This is a genomic window from Streptomyces sp. NPDC050743 (assembly GCF_044456925.1).
Taxonomy (GTDB): Bacteria; Actinomycetota; Actinomycetes; order Streptomycetales; family Streptomycetaceae; genus Streptomyces.
In genome coordinates, this window is record NZ_JBITGJ010000142.1 from 1 (window position 1) to 14,855 (window position 14,855).

General features: G+C 68.8%; 15 protein-coding genes and 5 pseudogenes. 8 read left to right on the forward strand and 12 right to left on the reverse strand.

The window, feature by feature from the left end:
- The coding region (locus ACIBJF_RS47650; RefSeq protein WP_399184023.1) for a GNAT family N-acetyltransferase at positions 1-630 on the forward strand (630 nt) is incomplete at its 5' end.
- 181 nt (positions 631-811) lie between these two features.
- Here the strand turns inward: ACIBJF_RS47650 and ACIBJF_RS47655 are convergent.
- Entirely contained in the window at positions 812-1,990 is a 1,179-nt protein-coding gene (locus ACIBJF_RS47655; protein ID WP_399184025.1) for an acyl-CoA dehydrogenase family protein, read from the reverse strand.
- A 223-nt stretch (positions 1,991-2,213) separates the two neighbouring features.
- Positions 2,214-3,518: an MFS transporter gene (locus ACIBJF_RS47660; protein WP_399184027.1), complete on the reverse strand. Its 1,305-nt coding sequence runs from the start codon at positions 3,516-3,518 to the stop codon at positions 2,214-2,216.
- 301 nt (positions 3,519-3,819) lie between these two features.
- On the opposite strand from ACIBJF_RS47660, the pseudogene ACIBJF_RS47665 reads away from it, so the two are divergent.
- Positions 3,820-3,976 (forward strand): annotated as a pseudogene (locus tag ACIBJF_RS47665) (transposase); the annotation flags it as partial.
- Positions 3,977-3,995: 19 nt separating this feature from the next.
- Here ACIBJF_RS47665 and ACIBJF_RS47670 read toward each other — a convergent pair.
- The 5 genes and pseudogenes from ACIBJF_RS47670 to ACIBJF_RS47690 all read right to left on the reverse strand — a co-directional run.
- Positions 3,996-4,959 (reverse strand): annotated as a pseudogene (locus ACIBJF_RS47670) (IS5 family transposase); the annotation flags it as partial.
- Between the two features lie 457 nt (positions 4,960-5,416).
- Complete coding sequence (locus tag ACIBJF_RS47675; protein ID WP_399184030.1) at positions 5,417-5,716, reverse strand: cation transporting ATPase C-terminal domain-containing protein; 300 nt, start codon at positions 5,714-5,716, stop codon at positions 5,417-5,419.
- A gap of 109 nt (positions 5,717-5,825) precedes the next feature.
- Positions 5,826-6,917, reverse strand: a pseudogene (locus ACIBJF_RS47680) (cation-translocating P-type ATPase); the annotation flags it as partial.
- A complete protein-coding gene (locus tag ACIBJF_RS47685) occupies positions 6,845-7,105 on the reverse strand; it encodes a hypothetical protein (RefSeq protein ID WP_399184031.1) in 261 nt (86 codons plus the stop codon). The gene ACIBJF_RS47685 and the pseudogene ACIBJF_RS47680, both read right to left, overlap by 73 nt.
- A 9-nt stretch (positions 7,106-7,114) precedes the next feature.
- On the reverse strand, positions 7,115-7,261 hold the full coding sequence (locus tag ACIBJF_RS47690) for a hypothetical protein (protein ID WP_365331880.1): 147 nt from the start codon (positions 7,259-7,261) through the stop codon (positions 7,115-7,117).
- A 205-nt stretch (positions 7,262-7,466) separates the two neighbouring features.
- On the opposite strand from ACIBJF_RS47690, the gene ACIBJF_RS47695 reads away from it, so the two are divergent.
- The 3 genes from ACIBJF_RS47695 (at position 7,467) to ACIBJF_RS47705 (ending at position 9,541) form a co-directional block, all read left to right on the forward strand.
- Entirely contained in the window at positions 7,467-8,498 is a 1,032-nt protein-coding gene (locus ACIBJF_RS47695) for an NAD-dependent epimerase/dehydratase family protein (RefSeq protein WP_399184034.1), read from the forward strand.
- Positions 8,499-8,659: 161 nt separating this feature from the next.
- The gene (locus ACIBJF_RS47700) at positions 8,660-8,986 is read left to right on the forward strand and encodes a universal stress protein (protein WP_399184036.1); all 327 of its coding nucleotides are present in this window, start codon (positions 8,660-8,662) and stop codon (positions 8,984-8,986) included.
- A gap of 69 nt (positions 8,987-9,055) precedes the next feature.
- The gene (locus ACIBJF_RS47705) at positions 9,056-9,541 is read left to right on the forward strand and encodes a universal stress protein (protein ID WP_399184038.1); all 486 of its coding nucleotides are present in this window, start codon (positions 9,056-9,058) and stop codon (positions 9,539-9,541) included.
- A gap of 55 nt (positions 9,542-9,596) precedes the next feature.
- Here the strand turns inward: ACIBJF_RS47705 and ACIBJF_RS47710 are convergent, their stop codons facing one another.
- Both ACIBJF_RS47710 and ACIBJF_RS47715 read right to left on the reverse strand, forming a co-directional pair.
- On the reverse strand, positions 9,597-10,535 hold the full coding sequence (locus tag ACIBJF_RS47710) for a ThiF family adenylyltransferase (protein WP_399184040.1): 939 nt from the start codon (positions 10,533-10,535) through the stop codon (positions 9,597-9,599).
- The gene (locus ACIBJF_RS47715; RefSeq protein ID WP_399184041.1) at positions 10,532-10,711 is read right to left on the reverse strand and encodes a hypothetical protein; all 180 of its coding nucleotides are present in this window, start codon (positions 10,709-10,711) and stop codon (positions 10,532-10,534) included. Before ACIBJF_RS47715 ends, ACIBJF_RS47710 begins: the two co-directional genes overlap by 4 nt.
- Before the next feature lie 435 nt (positions 10,712-11,146).
- On the opposite strand from ACIBJF_RS47715, the gene ACIBJF_RS47720 reads away from it, so the two are divergent.
- Together ACIBJF_RS47720 and ACIBJF_RS47725 are read left to right on the forward strand one after the other, a co-directional pair.
- A complete protein-coding gene (locus ACIBJF_RS47720; protein WP_399184043.1) occupies positions 11,147-11,587 on the forward strand; it encodes a hypothetical protein in 441 nt (146 codons plus the stop codon).
- Positions 11,588-11,635: 48 nt separating this feature from the next.
- Entirely contained in the window at positions 11,636-11,839 is a 204-nt protein-coding gene (locus tag ACIBJF_RS47725; RefSeq protein ID WP_399184045.1) for a hypothetical protein, read from the forward strand.
- Between the two features lie 150 nt (positions 11,840-11,989).
- Here the strand turns inward: ACIBJF_RS47725 and ACIBJF_RS47730 are convergent.
- Positions 11,990-12,307: pseudogene (locus tag ACIBJF_RS47730) on the reverse strand (Ku protein); the annotation flags it as partial.
- A 201-nt stretch (positions 12,308-12,508) separates the two neighbouring features.
- On the opposite strand from ACIBJF_RS47730, the gene ACIBJF_RS47735 reads away from it, so the two are divergent.
- Positions 12,509-13,153, forward strand: a complete 645-nt coding sequence (locus ACIBJF_RS47735; protein ID WP_399184047.1) for a CBS domain-containing protein — start codon at positions 12,509-12,511, stop codon at positions 13,151-13,153.
- 215 nt (positions 13,154-13,368) lie between these two features.
- On the opposite strand, the gene ACIBJF_RS47740 is transcribed toward ACIBJF_RS47735, so the two are convergent.
- Both ACIBJF_RS47740 and ACIBJF_RS47745 read right to left on the reverse strand, forming a co-directional pair.
- Positions 13,369-13,923, reverse strand: a complete 555-nt coding sequence (locus ACIBJF_RS47740; protein WP_399184049.1) for a DUF4291 domain-containing protein — start codon at positions 13,921-13,923, stop codon at positions 13,369-13,371.
- A 138-nt stretch (positions 13,924-14,061) separates the two neighbouring features.
- Positions 14,062-14,222: pseudogene (locus tag ACIBJF_RS47745) on the reverse strand (peptide-methionine (S)-S-oxide reductase); the annotation flags it as partial.
- Positions 14,223-14,855 lie beyond the last annotated feature (633 nt).

A 14,855-nucleotide genomic window follows, 5' to 3' on the forward strand; every position in this document is an offset into this window, starting at 1 on the left:
CATCCGACCGACGGCGAGCCGGTCAACGCTGCCCAGAACCACCGACAACCATCGGAAATACCCCGCTTGACACACTCCGCCCCTTCAGGAATGACTATTGCTCCGGACCGCCTGCGTGAGGTGTTGGCCGTCCTTGACGTGCTTGGTCCTGCGTCCCTCTTCTATCTTGACCGCGCCGACTTCCTGCCTGTGCAAGGAGGTGCCGCTGTCGAGGAGGCGCTGGGCGGCGACGATGAACTGGACGCACTCCTGGCCCGTTCTGGTGAAGAGGACGCCAGCGAAAGCGGCTTGGAGGACATCACCTCTCCCGCGTTCGTCCTCCGCGAGCGGGACGACGTGGTTGCCGCAGCCGGCTATCAAGCTTGGCCGCAGTCGGTGGCTCATTTGAGTGTGCTCGTCGCGCCGGGGCACCGCGGCCGGGGACTGGCGCGGGTCGTGGCGTCTGCGGCGGTGGCGCATGCACTGGACGCCGAGCTGCTTCCGCAATGGAGAGCACGGCCTCATCCGTCAAAGCGTGTGGCACTTGCGCTGGGCTTCCAGGAGTTGGGTTCTCAGCTCAGCGTCCGCCTCGACGACGCGGTCTCACCGGCCAAGGCCGGTGAGACCGCCGTCCGAAGTTGGCTGAGGTGATTCAGTGCACCATTGAGTCGGCGAGGCGGGTCTCAAGGTCGGCGACGCGCCGGTCCTGGAAGCGCAGGTTCGAGCGGGCTGCCTTGAGCCGTTCGTCCAGGGTGCGGTTGTCGGTGGTGAGCTGACGGACACGTTGTGTTCCCGATGCGGATCGCGCGCCGGGGGTGTTCGGTTGATACGGTTACTTCTTCTCTCCTCGGATCGAGGCGGCGCCGCCGAGCAGTTCTCGGGCGATGACCAGCCGCTGGACTTCGTTGGGCCCCTCGCCGATGCGGCGGATGCGCATCTCGCGGTACCAGCGCTCGAACGGCATCTCGGCGGCGACACCGAGCCCGCCGTGGATCTGCATCGAGCGGTCGATGACGCGGGACGCGGCCTCGGTGCAGTACAGCTTGGCCATCGCCGCCTCGCGCTTGACGTTCTTGCCGGCGTCGGCCAGCTGGGCGGCCTGGAGTACCAGGAGGCGCGCGGTGTCGATGTCGACTTCGTTGTCGACGAGCATCCACTGGATGCCCTGCTGCTGGGCAAGCTTGCGCCCGAACGTCTCCCGGATCTTCGCGTAGTCGACGGCGAGGCGGTGCGCGGCGATGGCCACACCGACGCACTGTGCCGAATAGGGGATGCGCACCTTCACCAACCGGCCCGCGGCATTGGCGAACCCCTTCCCCTCTTCGCCGAGCCGGTTGGCGTCGGGAACCCGGACGTTGTCGAACTCGAGCTCGGTCGGCTCCTCGACCCGCCGCAGCGAGGGGATGACCCTGGTCATCGTGAGGCCGGGGGTGTCCTTGTCGACGATGAACTGGGTCAGCCCACCTCGACCCTCACCCGTGCGCGCGACGACGATGCCGTAGTCGGCGTCGACGACCCCGGAGATCCACATCTTCGAGCCGTTGATGATCCAGTCGTCGCCGTCACGCACCGCCTTCGTCCGGATCGCGCGTGCGGGATCCGAACCGCCCGAGGGCTCGGAGAGAGCGAAGAAGCCGCGGCGCTCCCCCCGCATCGTCGGGTAGAGATAGCGCTTCTTCTGATCCTCGTCGGCGTCGTAGAGGTTGGCCAGCCCCCCGCCGCCGAACAGTCCGTAGCACGGGGTGTACAAGCCCGCACGATGCTGCGACATCTCGATCGCCAGCAGCGTCTGAGTGATGACGTCGAGGCCCGGGCCACCCACCTCACTGGGGGCGTCCCAGCACTCCAGGCCCATCTGCTCGACCTTGCGTCGAAGCGGCGCGGCGACGTGCTCCGGCAGGCGTCCGGCGTCCGGGGGAAGCTCGGTCTCGAGCGGGACGATCTCCTTTTGCACGAACGACCGGACCATCTCGACCAGCTGGCGCTGCTCGTCGGTGGGCGTGAAATCCATGTCAGAACTCCTCCGTCGGGGTTACTGTGACGGTTTCCTCGAAGCCGACCTCTCCGGACGGATGGTCCTCGATCAGTTCGAGGGTCATCGAACCGTCGTCGTCGGTGACCCTGGCGCCGTAAGTGAGGATCTCCGCCGCCCGCTACGGGTCCTGCTCCTTTTGCTGTCGCGCGGAAGTTCTGCACTTTGCGCGGGTGTCTGTTTCGATGCGTGCTGTTCGCGGTCAATTGGCCGCGAGGGGAGCAGCGGTGATCGGCCCGCTTTCGGCGGTGGTCGATTCCAGCGACACCCCGGTGGTGTTGCGGGTCAGCAACAGCCCCGCCGCCAGGGCGAAGACGAGGATGCCGAGCATCGACCAGGTGGCGCCGAATCCGAACGATGCGTCCACTGCGACGATGAGTATGGGGGCGATTGCCCCTCCGACGTGTCCGACTGCGTTGCACAGGGCGATTCCGGTGGCCCGCCCTGACGTTGGGAAATGCTCGGCAGTGAGCAGGTACACCAGCGGGGCGAAGATGCCGACCTGGAAACCGAGCACGAAGAAGGTGATGGCGAGCATCGTGTTCGTCGGGAAGAAACCCAACAGGATCAGGGTCGTTCCCAGGACCAGGCAGACGCCGAATGCGGGCCACTTGCGTGGCATGCGATCCGCGACCCACGGCGCGACGAGGCCGCCGAGGATGATGCCGGCACTGCTGCCGAGTGTCAGCTCGATGCTCTTGCCCAGTGGCACTCCGTGGTCGGTCATCAACGTCACGCCCATGCCGCCCACGCCGTAGATCGGGATGTAGTTCAGGGTCCAGAGGACGAAGAACAGGATCGTCCAGGGCAGGACCTTCCGGCTGAAGACGACCAGGAAGCTGCGCCCCTCCTTCCCGGATGTCGCCGCCGGTGCAGCGACGGGCGCGAGCGAGCGCCCCGTCAGCCGAGCCGCGCGCTCCTCCGCCGCGGTCACTATGCGGTTTGCCTCTTCCATCCGTCCGCGTGAGGCCAGCCAACGCGGCGACTCCGGCAGCAGATGGAAGCCGGACAGGAACACCACGGTGCCGACCATCGGGACGATCAGGAGCAGCCGCCAGCCGATCTCGACATGCGGCACCAGCCAGAGAGAGAGGATGGGGACCACCGCGTAGCCACACAGCGCGGGGAGGGTGGTCCAGGCCATGTAGCGGCCGCGCCCCTTGGCCGGGGCGATCTCACTCATGTAGGTGCTCACCACGCCCAACGCGGCCCCGATGCCCATTCCGGACACGAACCGGAACACCGAGAAGACCTCGATGTTGCCGCTGAGCCCGTTCACCAGGGATCCGATCCCATAGAACAACACCGCGAAGAGGAATCCCACGCGACGACCGAAGCGATCGGCGAGGACGCTGCCCACCAGCCCGCCGGCGATGTAGCCCCCCAGTCCCAGGCTCACCACCGTCGCCCCCGCCTCCTTCGAGACGCCGAACTCCTCGACCACTCGCGGCAACGCGGTGCCGATGTTGCCGATGTCGAACCAGGCGAAGAAAAACGTGATTCCCACCAACGCCATTACCACGCGCGGGTACGGCCAGATCTCGAGGCGGTCGAGTCGCGGCGCGACCTGCCCTGGGTCATGGCCTTTGGTCGTACGCGTTTGGGGAGATCGAGACGAAGCTGGGGTGTGTGCCACCACTACTCCTAGTACGTATATCCGTACGCCGGACCGGTTATGCGTACGCTAGGGGGTGCGAGTCTTCCGAACAAGGCTCGTGTCCGAACTTTCTGGAGACGCTGCCAGGGGGGCGTATCGAGTCCGATACTGCGGGATTCGCCCCCTCGCCTGATCCGGTAGATCGTCCTGCTTGACCCGGGTGCAACTGACGACAACGAGTGGGAGTTCATCGAGCCCTACCTGCCGATCGGCAGTCCGGCCCGTACCCCGAGCGGCTGTGGCAGCAGTTCGAAGGCGCGATCTGGCGGTTCCGGACCGGCGGGCCGTGGCGGGCGATCCCGCAGGAGGGGACCTGTCCCAAGGCCCCATCGAGGCGCGGAGTTCGAGGCCGGCGAGGTAGCTCTCGGGCGTCTTGTCGAAGCGTGTGGCGATGCCGCGCCAGTCCTTCAGCCGGTTGATCAGTCGCTCGACGGTGTTGCGCTCGCGGTAAAGACCGGCGTCGAAAGTGACGGGACGGCCGCCCCGGCTGCCCTTCTTCTTGCGGTTGGCCACCTGGTCCTTCTTCTCCGGGATGACCGCCTTGATGCAACGTTTGCGCAGGTGGGCGCGATTGGCGCGGGACGAGTAGTCTTGTCCGCGGCGACCGCGTCCGGCCGGATGCGGGGCCGGCCGACCGGTAGCCGGACACGGATCTTCTTCAGCACGGGGATGAACTGGGGGCTGTCCGCGGCCTGCCCGGCGGTCACAACGAACGACAGAGGTCGGCGCCTGCGGTCGGCAGCGAGGTGACTTGCTGGTCAGCCCGCCGCGGGACCTTCCGAGCAGGGCTTCCTTCAGACGGAGTCTGCGTCGGCGGCGGATGCGTCGGCGTTCGGCCCGCTCAGGCTCGTTTCCGCCGTCCCACCCGTTCTGTTCCGCCTCGTCGCCCCTTTTTGCCGGGCCTGTTCCTGCTCGGCGGCGGCTTCCTCGAGAGCCTCCATGACGTCCGTGCCGACGATCATCCCGGCGGCGTCGTGGTGAGCACGGACGGTCGTGGAGTCCACGCTGACCAGGGATAAGTCTGTCTTGCCCTGGCGGGCGGCCTCGGCGATCAGCCCTCCAGCAGGGCGGTGAAGACACCGGCGTTCCGCCAGACCCTGAAACGTCCGTAGACAGTCGGCCAGGGCCCGAACTTTTCCGGCATCTCCCGCCACTGCGCGCCTGTCCTGAACCGCCAGATCACGCCCTCGAACTGATCCCGCAGCCGCTCGGGGTACGGGCCGTACTCGCCTATCGGCAGGAACGGCTCGATCAACTTCCACTGCTCGTCGGTGAGTTGCCTGCGCGTCACGATCGTCTTCTTACCGGATCCGCCTCGAAGACAGACCCGGATCGACAAGATTGATCACGACATCACACAGGCCCTAGCGAGGACGTCGATCGCGCTCTTCACGGCGGCCGACCGGTCTCGCACCCGATGCCGTCCTGAAGAGCGGTACCCGTGAGTTTGTCCAGCATGGCCGGTGAACCCGCCTCCTCTCATGCACCCAAGCCCTGGCAGGATGAGCAGCCGGCCGCGGACGCGTCCTACCGTGGTGACCCCACAGGTCGCCCGCAGCCGACGAGACTGTCCGGCTCGGAAGCGGTGCACGGGTGGTCGGGGAGTGCAAGCGGCACCGGGCCGGGCGGCCGTCTGCCGAGTGCCCGTTGTCCGGCCCTTGATGAGCTGGGTGTCATTCTCGGGTCCCTTGTTCCTGTCGGCCGGGCCGACATCCTGAACGGCGATTTCGTTGGCCGCCCGCGGACCGCTAACTCGCCGGGACGGCCCGTCGGCGCCGCAGCAGCCAGCACCGTAGTTCGTCGGCGCCCCAGACGATGAAGGGGAAGGGGACGACGAGGGCGAGCATGCGCGGGGTAAGGGCGGCGGTGCCCAACAGGGCCTGCAGGGGCGGGGTGTAGATGAAGACGGCGGCGAGGGCGGGTTCGAAGGCGATGCCCCACAGCAGCAGGGGGTTGGTGAACACGCCGATGGAGCGCAGCGAGGCGCGGTCGGTGCGGGCGGCGAACGCGGTGCCGATCTGGCCGGCGATCATGCCGAGGAAGGTCATGGTGGTCGCCTGCTGGTAGGCGTGGTGTGGCGGGGCCGGTGGGGGCGCCCGGGTGCCAGCCCGCGTGCCAGAGTACGGCGAAGAAGCCGGTCAGCTGCAGGGCGGCGCAGATGACGCCGAGGAAGAGCCAGGCGCGCAACAGCATGGAGCCGCGGATGACGCCCTCGGAGCGGGGGCGGGGCGGGCGGTCCATCAGTCCGGGCTCGGCCTTCTCCCGGCCGAGAGCAAGGGCGGGGAGTGTCTCGGTGCCGACGTCGAAGACGAGGAGTTGCAGCACGGTCAGTGGCAGCGGTACGGCTCCGCCGGCCAGGGCGTAGACCAGGAACGGGGCGACCTCCGGGGTGGTGTGGGCGAAGATGTAGCAGACGAACTTGCGGTTGTTGTCGTACACCCGGCGGCCCGCGTGCACAGCGGCGACGATGGTGGCGAAGTTGTCGTCGGTGAGCACCATGGTGGCCGCCTCGCGGGCCACGTCGGTGCCGGAGCGGCCCATGGCGACCCCGATGTTGGCCCGCCGCAGGGCGGGTGCGTCGTTGACGCCGTCGCCGGTCATGGCCACGACGTGGCCTTCGGCGCGCAGCGCGTCGGCGATCCTCAGCTTGGCCTCCGGGGAGGTGCGGGCGAAGATCAGCTCCCGGTGGTGGCGCAGCAGCTGGTCCAGTTCGTGTTCGGGCATGTGGTCGAGTACGTCGCCGGTGATCACCTTCGGTTCTGGCCCGCCGATGCCGACCTGGCCGGCGATCGCGGTCGCGGTCAGGGCGTGGTCGCCGGTGACCACGATGATCCGGATGCCGGCGCTGTGGCAGCGGGCGACCGCGTCGGCCACCTCGGGGCGAGGTGGATCGGCCATCGCCACCAGCCCCAGGAAGACCAGCCGGTCTTCGGCCTCCTCGCGACGTTCCGGTAATCCGGCGCCGGCGGCCAGGTGCCGCTCGGCCGCGGCCAGGACACGGAGCCCCTGGCGGGCGAATGCGTCCACCTGGCCGGCGATCGTGTGGCGTCGTTGCTCGGTGAGCGGGCCGACCGTGCCGTCGGCCTGTCCGACGGTGGTGCACAGCGGCAGGACCGCCTCGGGGGCTCCCTTGACATCGATCCAGAGTCCGTCGTCGCGCTGGTCGATCGTCGACATCAGTTTGCGTACGGGGTGAAGTGGAACGGGCGGCGGCGCCCGGCATCCCGCTCGTCGGTGTCGACACCGCATCCCAGATCCGCGGCGGCTGTCAGCAGGGCCAGTTCGGTTGGATCACCCACCGGGCCGCCGGGGGTGTCCAGCTGTGCGTTGTTGCACCATGCCATCACCGTCGCGAGAGCATGCAACGCCTCGTCGTCGGGCGGTCCCCCGGTGGCGGCGGTGTCGGCGAGCCCCTGCTGACCCGCGGCGGTCCACACGGTGGTGACCTACATGCGTTTCTCGGTGAGGGTGCCGGTCTTGTCGGTGCAGATCACGTCCGTGGAACCGAGCGTCTCCACCGCGCTGAGGCGTTTGACGACCGCCCCGCGCCGCACCAGCTCGCGCACGCCCAGTGCCAGGGCCAGCGTGATCACGACTGGATCAACGAGACATGCGGGGCAGCCGATGTGCGCCGGATGGGCGGACGTGCCGATCGCGGCCGCGCGCATGCATCAAGGCGCAGACGCACGGTCTGCGGGCGGCGCGTAGCCACGTGCGGTGCCGCCGATGTCGTCTTACGGTCGTGGAAGGGGACTCAACAACCTTTCCACCTCAGCGCCTGAAGGGCAGGCGAGACCCATGGAAGCTCCCGGCATGCGCATGGTCGTCGTCGGGGCCACCGGAAACCTCGGCACCAGCGTTGTTCAGACACTCGGCGCGGATCCCCGGATCGACTCGATTCTGGGATTGGTCCGCCGCCTTCCGCAGTGGTCTCCGGCGAAGACCGAGTGGGCGAGCGCGGACATCGCGGACGGCAGCACCGACCTGGCCGGTCACTTCGCCGACGCGGACGTCGTCGTCCACCTGGCGTGGCTGTTCCAGCCCACGCATCACCCGGCGACGACCTGGCGCACAAACGTTCAGGGCAGCATCCGGGTCTTCGACGCCGCGGCCGCGGCCGGCGTCCCCGCGCTGATCTACGCATCCTTCGTCGGGGCCTACTCACCCGGGCCCAAGGACCGGGCCGTGGACGAGCTCTGGCCCACTGACGGCTGGCCGGAGTCGACGCTGTGCCAGGAGAAGGCTTATGTCGAGCGCGTCCTGGACGCCTTCGAACTCCAGCACCCCGAGGTCCGCGTGGTGCGGATGCGGCCGGGCTTCATGTTCAAGCGGGAAGCCGCGTGCGAGCAGCACCGTTTGTTCCGCGGCCCGCTGGTGCCCAAGCGCCTGACCCACCCGGAGCGCATGCCCGCAATCCCGGACATCCCCGGCATGCGCTACCAGGCCCTACACACCGATGACGCGGCCGAGGCCTTCCGGCAGGCCATCGTGCGTACGGTGCACGGAGCCTTCAACCTGGCCGCCGAGCCCGTCGTGGACGCGGCCATGCTGGCCAAGATGTTCGACGCACGGGCCGTTCCGGTGCCGGGTTGGCCGGTCCGGGCCGCAGTCTCCGCCGCCTGGCGAGGGCATCTGCTGCATACTCCTCCGTCCCTGTTCGACGCCGTCCTGCACTTCCCAATCATGGACACGACGCGGGCACAGCGCGAACTGGCGTGGGCGCCCCGGTACACCGTCCAGGAGGCTCTGCAGGAGTGGCTGAACGGTCTCCACGAGAACGCGGGACTGCCCACCCCGCCACTGGTCGGTTCACCAGGACTGCGCCGGTGAGGCAACACCAAGGCTCTCGCCCGACCGTGAAGCCGCACCCGGCTCAGGTACCGGGTAGCAACATCGATTCGGCGCTGCAGGTCACGACAGGCGGACTGCCCAGGCGGTGTGCCGGACCGTCAGGCTCACTCCAGTGACAGAGCCACCTCGCGGAGTACGTGATGACCAGTTCGCCGGACACCCAGCCGATCGTGGTGGGCATCGACCCCGATCCCACGCAGTGGCTGGCGCTGGCCTGGGCCGTCGACGAGGCCACCAGGCGCAGGCTGCCGCTGCGCCTGGCGCACGCGCGAGAGGCACCGCCCTCCAAATACCGGACGGCGGAACTGACACCGGCGTGGGAGACGTGGGACGAGGCGCTGCGTACGCTCGGCACACGCGCCCTTGAGCAGGTCGAGGCTTTCGTCAGGGACCGACGGCCCGAGGTCGAGGTGTCGGTCCTGCTCGTGGAAGGCGATGCGGCCTCGGTTCTGCGCGGGCAGGCGTAGAAGGCCGCAGCAGTCGTACTTGGCTCCCGGCACCTGACAGCCGTACAGGAGCTCCCCCGCTCCCTGTCGGTGGCAGTGCCGGTCATCGCCCACGCCCACTGCCCGGTGATCGTCGTGCGCGAAGCCGAACACGTCACGCAGCAGCCCCCGTTCCTCGTGGTGGGCGTGGATGGCAGCCCAGACTCGAAGACGGCTGTCGACTACGCGTTCGAGGAGGCGGCTTCGCGCGGCGCGGGGCTACGGGCGCTGTATGTATGGCACCCGCCGCTCCTCGGTGCCCTTGACGAGCAGGCCGCACAGCAGGAGTGTCGCAGGCTGCTCTCGGAGACAGTGGCCGGCCGCGGCGCCGCCTACCCGGATGTGGAGCTTCACCACGAGGTTGTGCGCGGCCACCCGGTGAAGGTGCTGATCGAAGCGTCCACACACGTGCTGGGCCTTGTGGTGGGATCCCGGGGCCTGGGAGGTTTCACAGGCCTGCTGCTCGGGTCCGTCAGCCAGGGCGTGCTGTATCACGCCCTGTGCCCGGTCATGGTCGGTCCGCATCCGAAACACTGAGCGCGACGGCCGAGGCCACCGCCCGACAACAGGGGCGCTACGACCAGGCCATCCCTCAACTGCGCATGAGGCGGCCGGCCAAGACGAGGAACAGCAGCATGACGATGAACACGATGGTGAGGAAGGCGGCGACATGCGCCCAGCGGGCTCCCTCCCGCTCATCGGGTGGTGTCCGGGCTGCGTCCCAGGTCCGTAGTCGGCTGCCGTGACACGCCGAGCAGGGCCGGTCCGGAAAGGGGATGCGCACGTTGCGGCTCTCCAGCCCGCCGGTGGGGAATGCGTCGCGGATGGCGGGCGAGGTGGGGGTGAGCCCGTGGAGGTAGATGGCGGTGCGCTGCGGGTCGAGGATCGCCGCGCGTTCGTCGTCGGGATCGGCCAGGGCGGCCACGACTTGGGCTGTGGCCAGGGCGACAAGTTGGATGTCGACCCGGGCGCCCCGGGCCGCCTGCGCATCGGCCGCCCCGTTCCGGAACTCGGCCGCACATTCGTAGCAGGGCGTTTGACGGCCGGGAAGTACCCAGAGGATCTCACCGACCTCGGCATCGCGGACCCGCGCGTCCACCCACACCCCCGGGTACACGGCGGGCTTCCCGGCCGCGAGCGCCACGGCGTTGACACGCCGCTGGCACGCGGCGGAGTCTGTCGCGGCCACCACCACCTCGGCCTGCTCGGCCAGCCGCAGCTGCTCACCATCAGGCAGCCTCAAGAAGTCGGCATCGACGCCGGTGGCCTCGCACGGCGGGAACTCCCGGCGGATCCTGCGCGCCAGCCCCGAAGCCTTCGGCTGCCCCAGGGCCGGGGCACCGAGCGGGTGGCGGACGAGGTTCTCCACCTCCAGCACGTCGGGATCGACCAAGTGGAGGGGGCTGAACCCGAGCCGCGCCAGTTCCTCGGCCAGGAACCCACCCACCGCTCCCGCGCCCACGATCAGGACCGCTCCCGTGCGCCGCCAGTGCCGCGCCCAGACGCGATCCTGCCAGGCAGGTTCGGTCAATCGAAGGTCCAGCGCGCCACAAGGACCGGCTTCGGCCGCTCCTGCGGGTCCTCGCCAGAGCTCTCCTCCGGCTTCAGCTCGCCGGTGAATGCGTCGAGGAACCACTGCCGCTCATTCTCACGCGCCTGCTGCGGCGTCAGGCGCGTCTCCGGCAGGATCGCCGGTGCTGCCCCCACGGCAATCCCTCCTTCCCGTCCTGCGCGACGACGCACACTCTCCCCACTCACCTCCATGAGATGAGCAGGGCAGCATCATCTCCGTCTTTCCACGCTATGGCGCCGACGGGCCGCTTGCACCTTGGGAAACAAGGCCTGCGGACCATGGGCGCCCCGACCAGTGCTCTGTCGTACGCACGACAGCTGCCGGGGCGGCGCGACCAGGGCCGGGTCGCCTTCACCCGGCAGGGCCCCGGTCGCCGCGTCCTCCTCTCGCGCACGAGGGCCGTAGACCCGGCCAGGCGAAGGCACGGCGCCCCCAGCGGGCCACGAGGAGGGCGCCACTTGAGAATGGTCTCGGCGCGCGATCCGTTCTCGGACGCGCTGCCTGGCGCCCGCCCGAAGGCAAGCAGTCGAGAGTCACATGGGTCCGGTAGGGGAAGGCGGTGGCATCCGATGGTGTACGTCGCCGTGAGCGCGCTGAGCCATCCGGGAGCGATCCGCGACCGCAATGAGGACAGCCTGGTCATCGGGCCGTGGGCGTTGTCCGCCACCGTGACCGAGACTCCACAGACGCTGGTGTTCCCGCTCGGTACGCCGCTCATCGTCGCGGTCGCCGCCGGGCTCGGCGGACAGCCCGGCGAGGTGGCCAGTGAGGACGACGTCCGTCGGGCACTGCACGCCTGTAATCGCGCGGTGTACACGGCCGCAGGGGCAGGCGGCGGCACACTGGCCACGATGGGCACGACCGTCGCAGGCGCCGTCGTATTGCCCCGTCGTTGCTGGCGTTCAACGTGGGCGACAGCCGGGTCGCCGCGCCCCGGGACGGACTGCTCCAGGTCAGCGTGGACGACAACCCGCCGCCGGAGCCAGGGCAGCGCACGGCCTCCGTCGTGACCCAGGCCCTCGGCGGCACCCTGGAATACCGCGCCATCACCCGCCCATGTGACGGCCACTCCCGTGGCTCCCGGCGACAGGTACCTGATCTGCACCGATGGTCTGCCCGACCCGCTGCCGAAGGACGTCCTCGACGGCCTGCTGCGGGAGTACGACGACGGCCGCGCCGCCTTCGAACAGTGGAAGGCCGCCATCGCGGTCGGCGGACCCGACAACATCACGCTCGCCCTCATACGCATCGCGGACCAATGACCATCCGCCGGCCCGGACGCCGTCCGCCGCACCCGGGCGGGAGAAACGGACCGGGTCCACGCAGAGGACCAGGCGGCCGGAAGAAGGACACGGCCTGCTCTCGACCGCCTGGCCCGATGGGCTGTACGAGGCCGGCCGCCAAAGCGCGGGCCCTTCCAGGCTGTCGGTGGTCATGGTGTCCATGAGAGCGAGCGCGCCCTCGATCTCCTCATCGGACACCTCTACCGGCGGCGGCAGCAGCTCGGTAGGGTCACGGATCTCGTCCGGCCAGCGCATGGCGTGCAGCACGAGGACGTCGTCGCGGACGCGGAGCAAGCCGAGGCGTTCGCGTCCTGACCAGGCGTATTTCGCGACGGCCACCTTGGAGGACCGGCCGAGTGCCTGGATGAGCAGCTTGTACGGCTTGGCTGCGACGTCGTCGGCGGATTGCAGGTAGTAGCCCTCCCCTATGCGGATGGGGTCGATGCTCGCAGTTGAAGAGCTCAGCCATCTGCCATGCGGTGAGCGGCACGCTGGACGCCGCCGTGGGACAGCCGGCCCTCCCCGCCAGGCCGAACGTCACTGGTCACCGGAGCGGCGCGGTGTTGTCATGGGTAGGGAGACGGGTGTGGACGAGCGGCCGGGGAGGCCGAGGCTCCGCCCCGTCGCGAAATGGAGGAGGCCGATGCCATGCTGCACCGCCGCACGGTCAGTGACGTGATGACTGAGGAGGTCGTCACCCTCCGCCCCGACACACCGTTCCACGAGATCGCCGCCTTGCTGGACGCCAACGACATTGCCGCGGCCCCGGTTATCGACGACGAGGGCGCTCCCATCGGCGTCGTGTCCGCGTCCGACGTGCTGCGGCACGAGACCGGCATGCCCGACCCGCAGGGGCAGAACGGCAATAACGAGCACGCATGGGGCAAGGCTCGGGCCCGGACCGCGGGCGCGCTCATGAGCAGTCCCGTCTTCACGGCCCGTGCTGACTGGACGATCCCCCAGGCCGCGCGGGAACTCCGCAGGCGGCACGTCAAGCAGTTGCCGGTGGTCGGCGACCACGGGCTCCTGACCGGCATCGTCAGCCGCAGCGACCTGCTGGACGTCTTCATCCGATCCGACGTCGAGATCCGCGGCGAGGTCGAGCGGGACGTCCTGGGGCACATCCTCGGTCTGGAAAAGGGCACCGTCGCAGTCGAGGTTCGGGACGGCGCCGTTACCCTGCGGGGTCACGTCCCGGAGCCGCGTCTCGTCCCGGTGGCCGTGGGCCTGTGCCAGGGCGTCTACGGTGTCGTTGCCGTGGACGCCCAACTTGCGGCCGTCCGGGCGGACTAATCGTTGTCTGCCGGCAGATCCGGGGAATCAAGCCGTACCGCCTGATCTCCCGGAAGCGAGTCACTCACTCTTCGGCAAACTTCACGATACCGATCGGGCAGAACACGCCGGTCCCGCCGAGCCTGTGCTGTCACGTGACGCATGGGCCTGAGCCGGCTGTCGGGCGGACCGGCCGGTCATCCGCGTAGGCGGCCAAGGACTTCGCCTTCAACAAGTCAGGGGCCTTCTTGGGGCAGCAGCCGGGCGGCGGAGTCCAGATCGCCACCGTTGACCAGGGCGTGGATCTCGTGGGCGAGGGGGGTCACGTCGCGGATGGTGACTGTCCACTCGTCGGCATAGCGTCGTGCGGCCTCACCGGAGAGGCCGAGTTGCAGAGACCGGTACGGCAGGGGTTGGAGGTGCAGATCCCGCTCGGGGTCCCACTGCACGCGAGCGGGCGCGCGCTTCAACTGACGCTGCCAGGCGGCCCGCTCGGGGTGTATTCCGTGGACGTAGCTCGACAGACACGCGTGACGCAGCGCCCACTCGAATCCCTCACGGGTGATCTCGACCGCGAGAACGGTCTCCTGCCCCTCCTTGGCGCCCCAGCCGCATCGGTACATCATCCACAGAAACGACGGCTTGATCCACATCATCCTGTCGCGCTTCCACGCGGCGGGGAAACGGCCCTCCTGGACGGCGGGCAGGCCGATTTCCGGGCCGTACGCCTGGTAGACGGTGATCGTGGAGTCCGCGTAGGCCGCACGGATCTCGCGTTGCGGTTGTTCCATGGCGTACAGCGTGGAGTCAGCCGGATCAGGCGGCCACTGATTTTCGACTGCCGTTCACTGCGACGGAGAGCGCCGGCCGCAGCACCATGCCGAATTGCCGGCGCCACGGCGCCCGCTCCAGTGCCTACCGCCGACCGGCTACTTGTCCGTGACCTCCGGCGCCGGAGCGACGCCCGTCGGGCAGGACGCCCTCCAGTTCGTCTCGAAGGGGTCACTTAGCTTGACCCCCGTCCCGCCCAGCCCGCAGTACCCGCCCGGTCCGAGAGAAACTGCTGGTGGTAGCCCTCCGCCCGGTAGAAGTCGTTCCGTTCCCACCGCAGGGGAGGTGCTTTCCCGACGGTGCGTGGTCGTAAGCGCCCCTCTCAGACACCCCAGGCCCTCAGAGCCAGCCACCTTGCAGACGATCTGCGGGACGCTTACAGGGCCGGGCAACGGCGTCCGAGGCTAGGCCGGCGGCGCGTGCAGGGCGATGACGTGAAGCGTCGACCGCAGCCAGCACCGCAGCAACCTCGTCCCCACTCCCCCCGCCAGCGACTCAATCACCCGATCAAGTGCCTCACCCACCTCAGTGCACGTGACCGCTCGGTGCCGGTGCCACGTTCTTGACCGTGAGAGGCAGCAGCTTCTTACCGGTCGAGCCGACCTTGCGTTATCCATCTGCGGGGCGGGTAGCTACGTACAACTACCCGGCAAAACAGCCGTCCCGACCCCGGCCGAAGCCGCCCGTCCCAGATCTTTTCGTCCCGAACCATCGGCTGGACGCCATTGCGGTCCAAGGGTTGGCCATCGGGACTTCGAAGGCTGTAAGTCGGTCGGCTGCGGTTGCGGCGGTTACTGTACTTCACCGGGTTCCTCCGAGGATGCCCCGGCCTTCAGGCCGGGGAGGAATCGGACTCCTGCGGAGCAGGGCAGGGATAGCCGGATCGCCGTCA

Coding starts and splice junctions, on each gene's coding strand:
- ACIBJF_RS47655 (WP_399184025.1), bottom strand. CDS start 1,990: ATGGATTTCACGCCCACCGACGAGCAGCGCCAGCTGGTCGAGATGGTC.
- ACIBJF_RS47675 (WP_399184030.1), bottom strand. CDS start 5,716: ATGACCTTCCTCGGCATGATCGCCGGCCAGATCGGCACCGCGTTCGCC.
- ACIBJF_RS47695 (WP_399184034.1), top strand. CDS start 7,467: ATGGAAGCTCCCGGCATGCGCATGGTCGTCGTCGGGGCCACCGGAAAC.
- ACIBJF_RS47700 (WP_399184036.1), top strand. CDS start 8,660: ATGACCAGTTCGCCGGACACCCAGCCGATCGTGGTGGGCATCGACCCC.
- ACIBJF_RS47720 (WP_399184043.1), top strand. CDS start 11,147: ATGGTGTACGTCGCCGTGAGCGCGCTGAGCCATCCGGGAGCGATCCGC.
- ACIBJF_RS47735 (WP_399184047.1), top strand. CDS start 12,509: ATGCTGCACCGCCGCACGGTCAGTGACGTGATGACTGAGGAGGTCGTC.
- ACIBJF_RS47740 (WP_399184049.1), bottom strand. CDS start 13,923: ATGGAACAACCGCAACGCGAGATCCGTGCGGCCTACGCGGACTCCACG.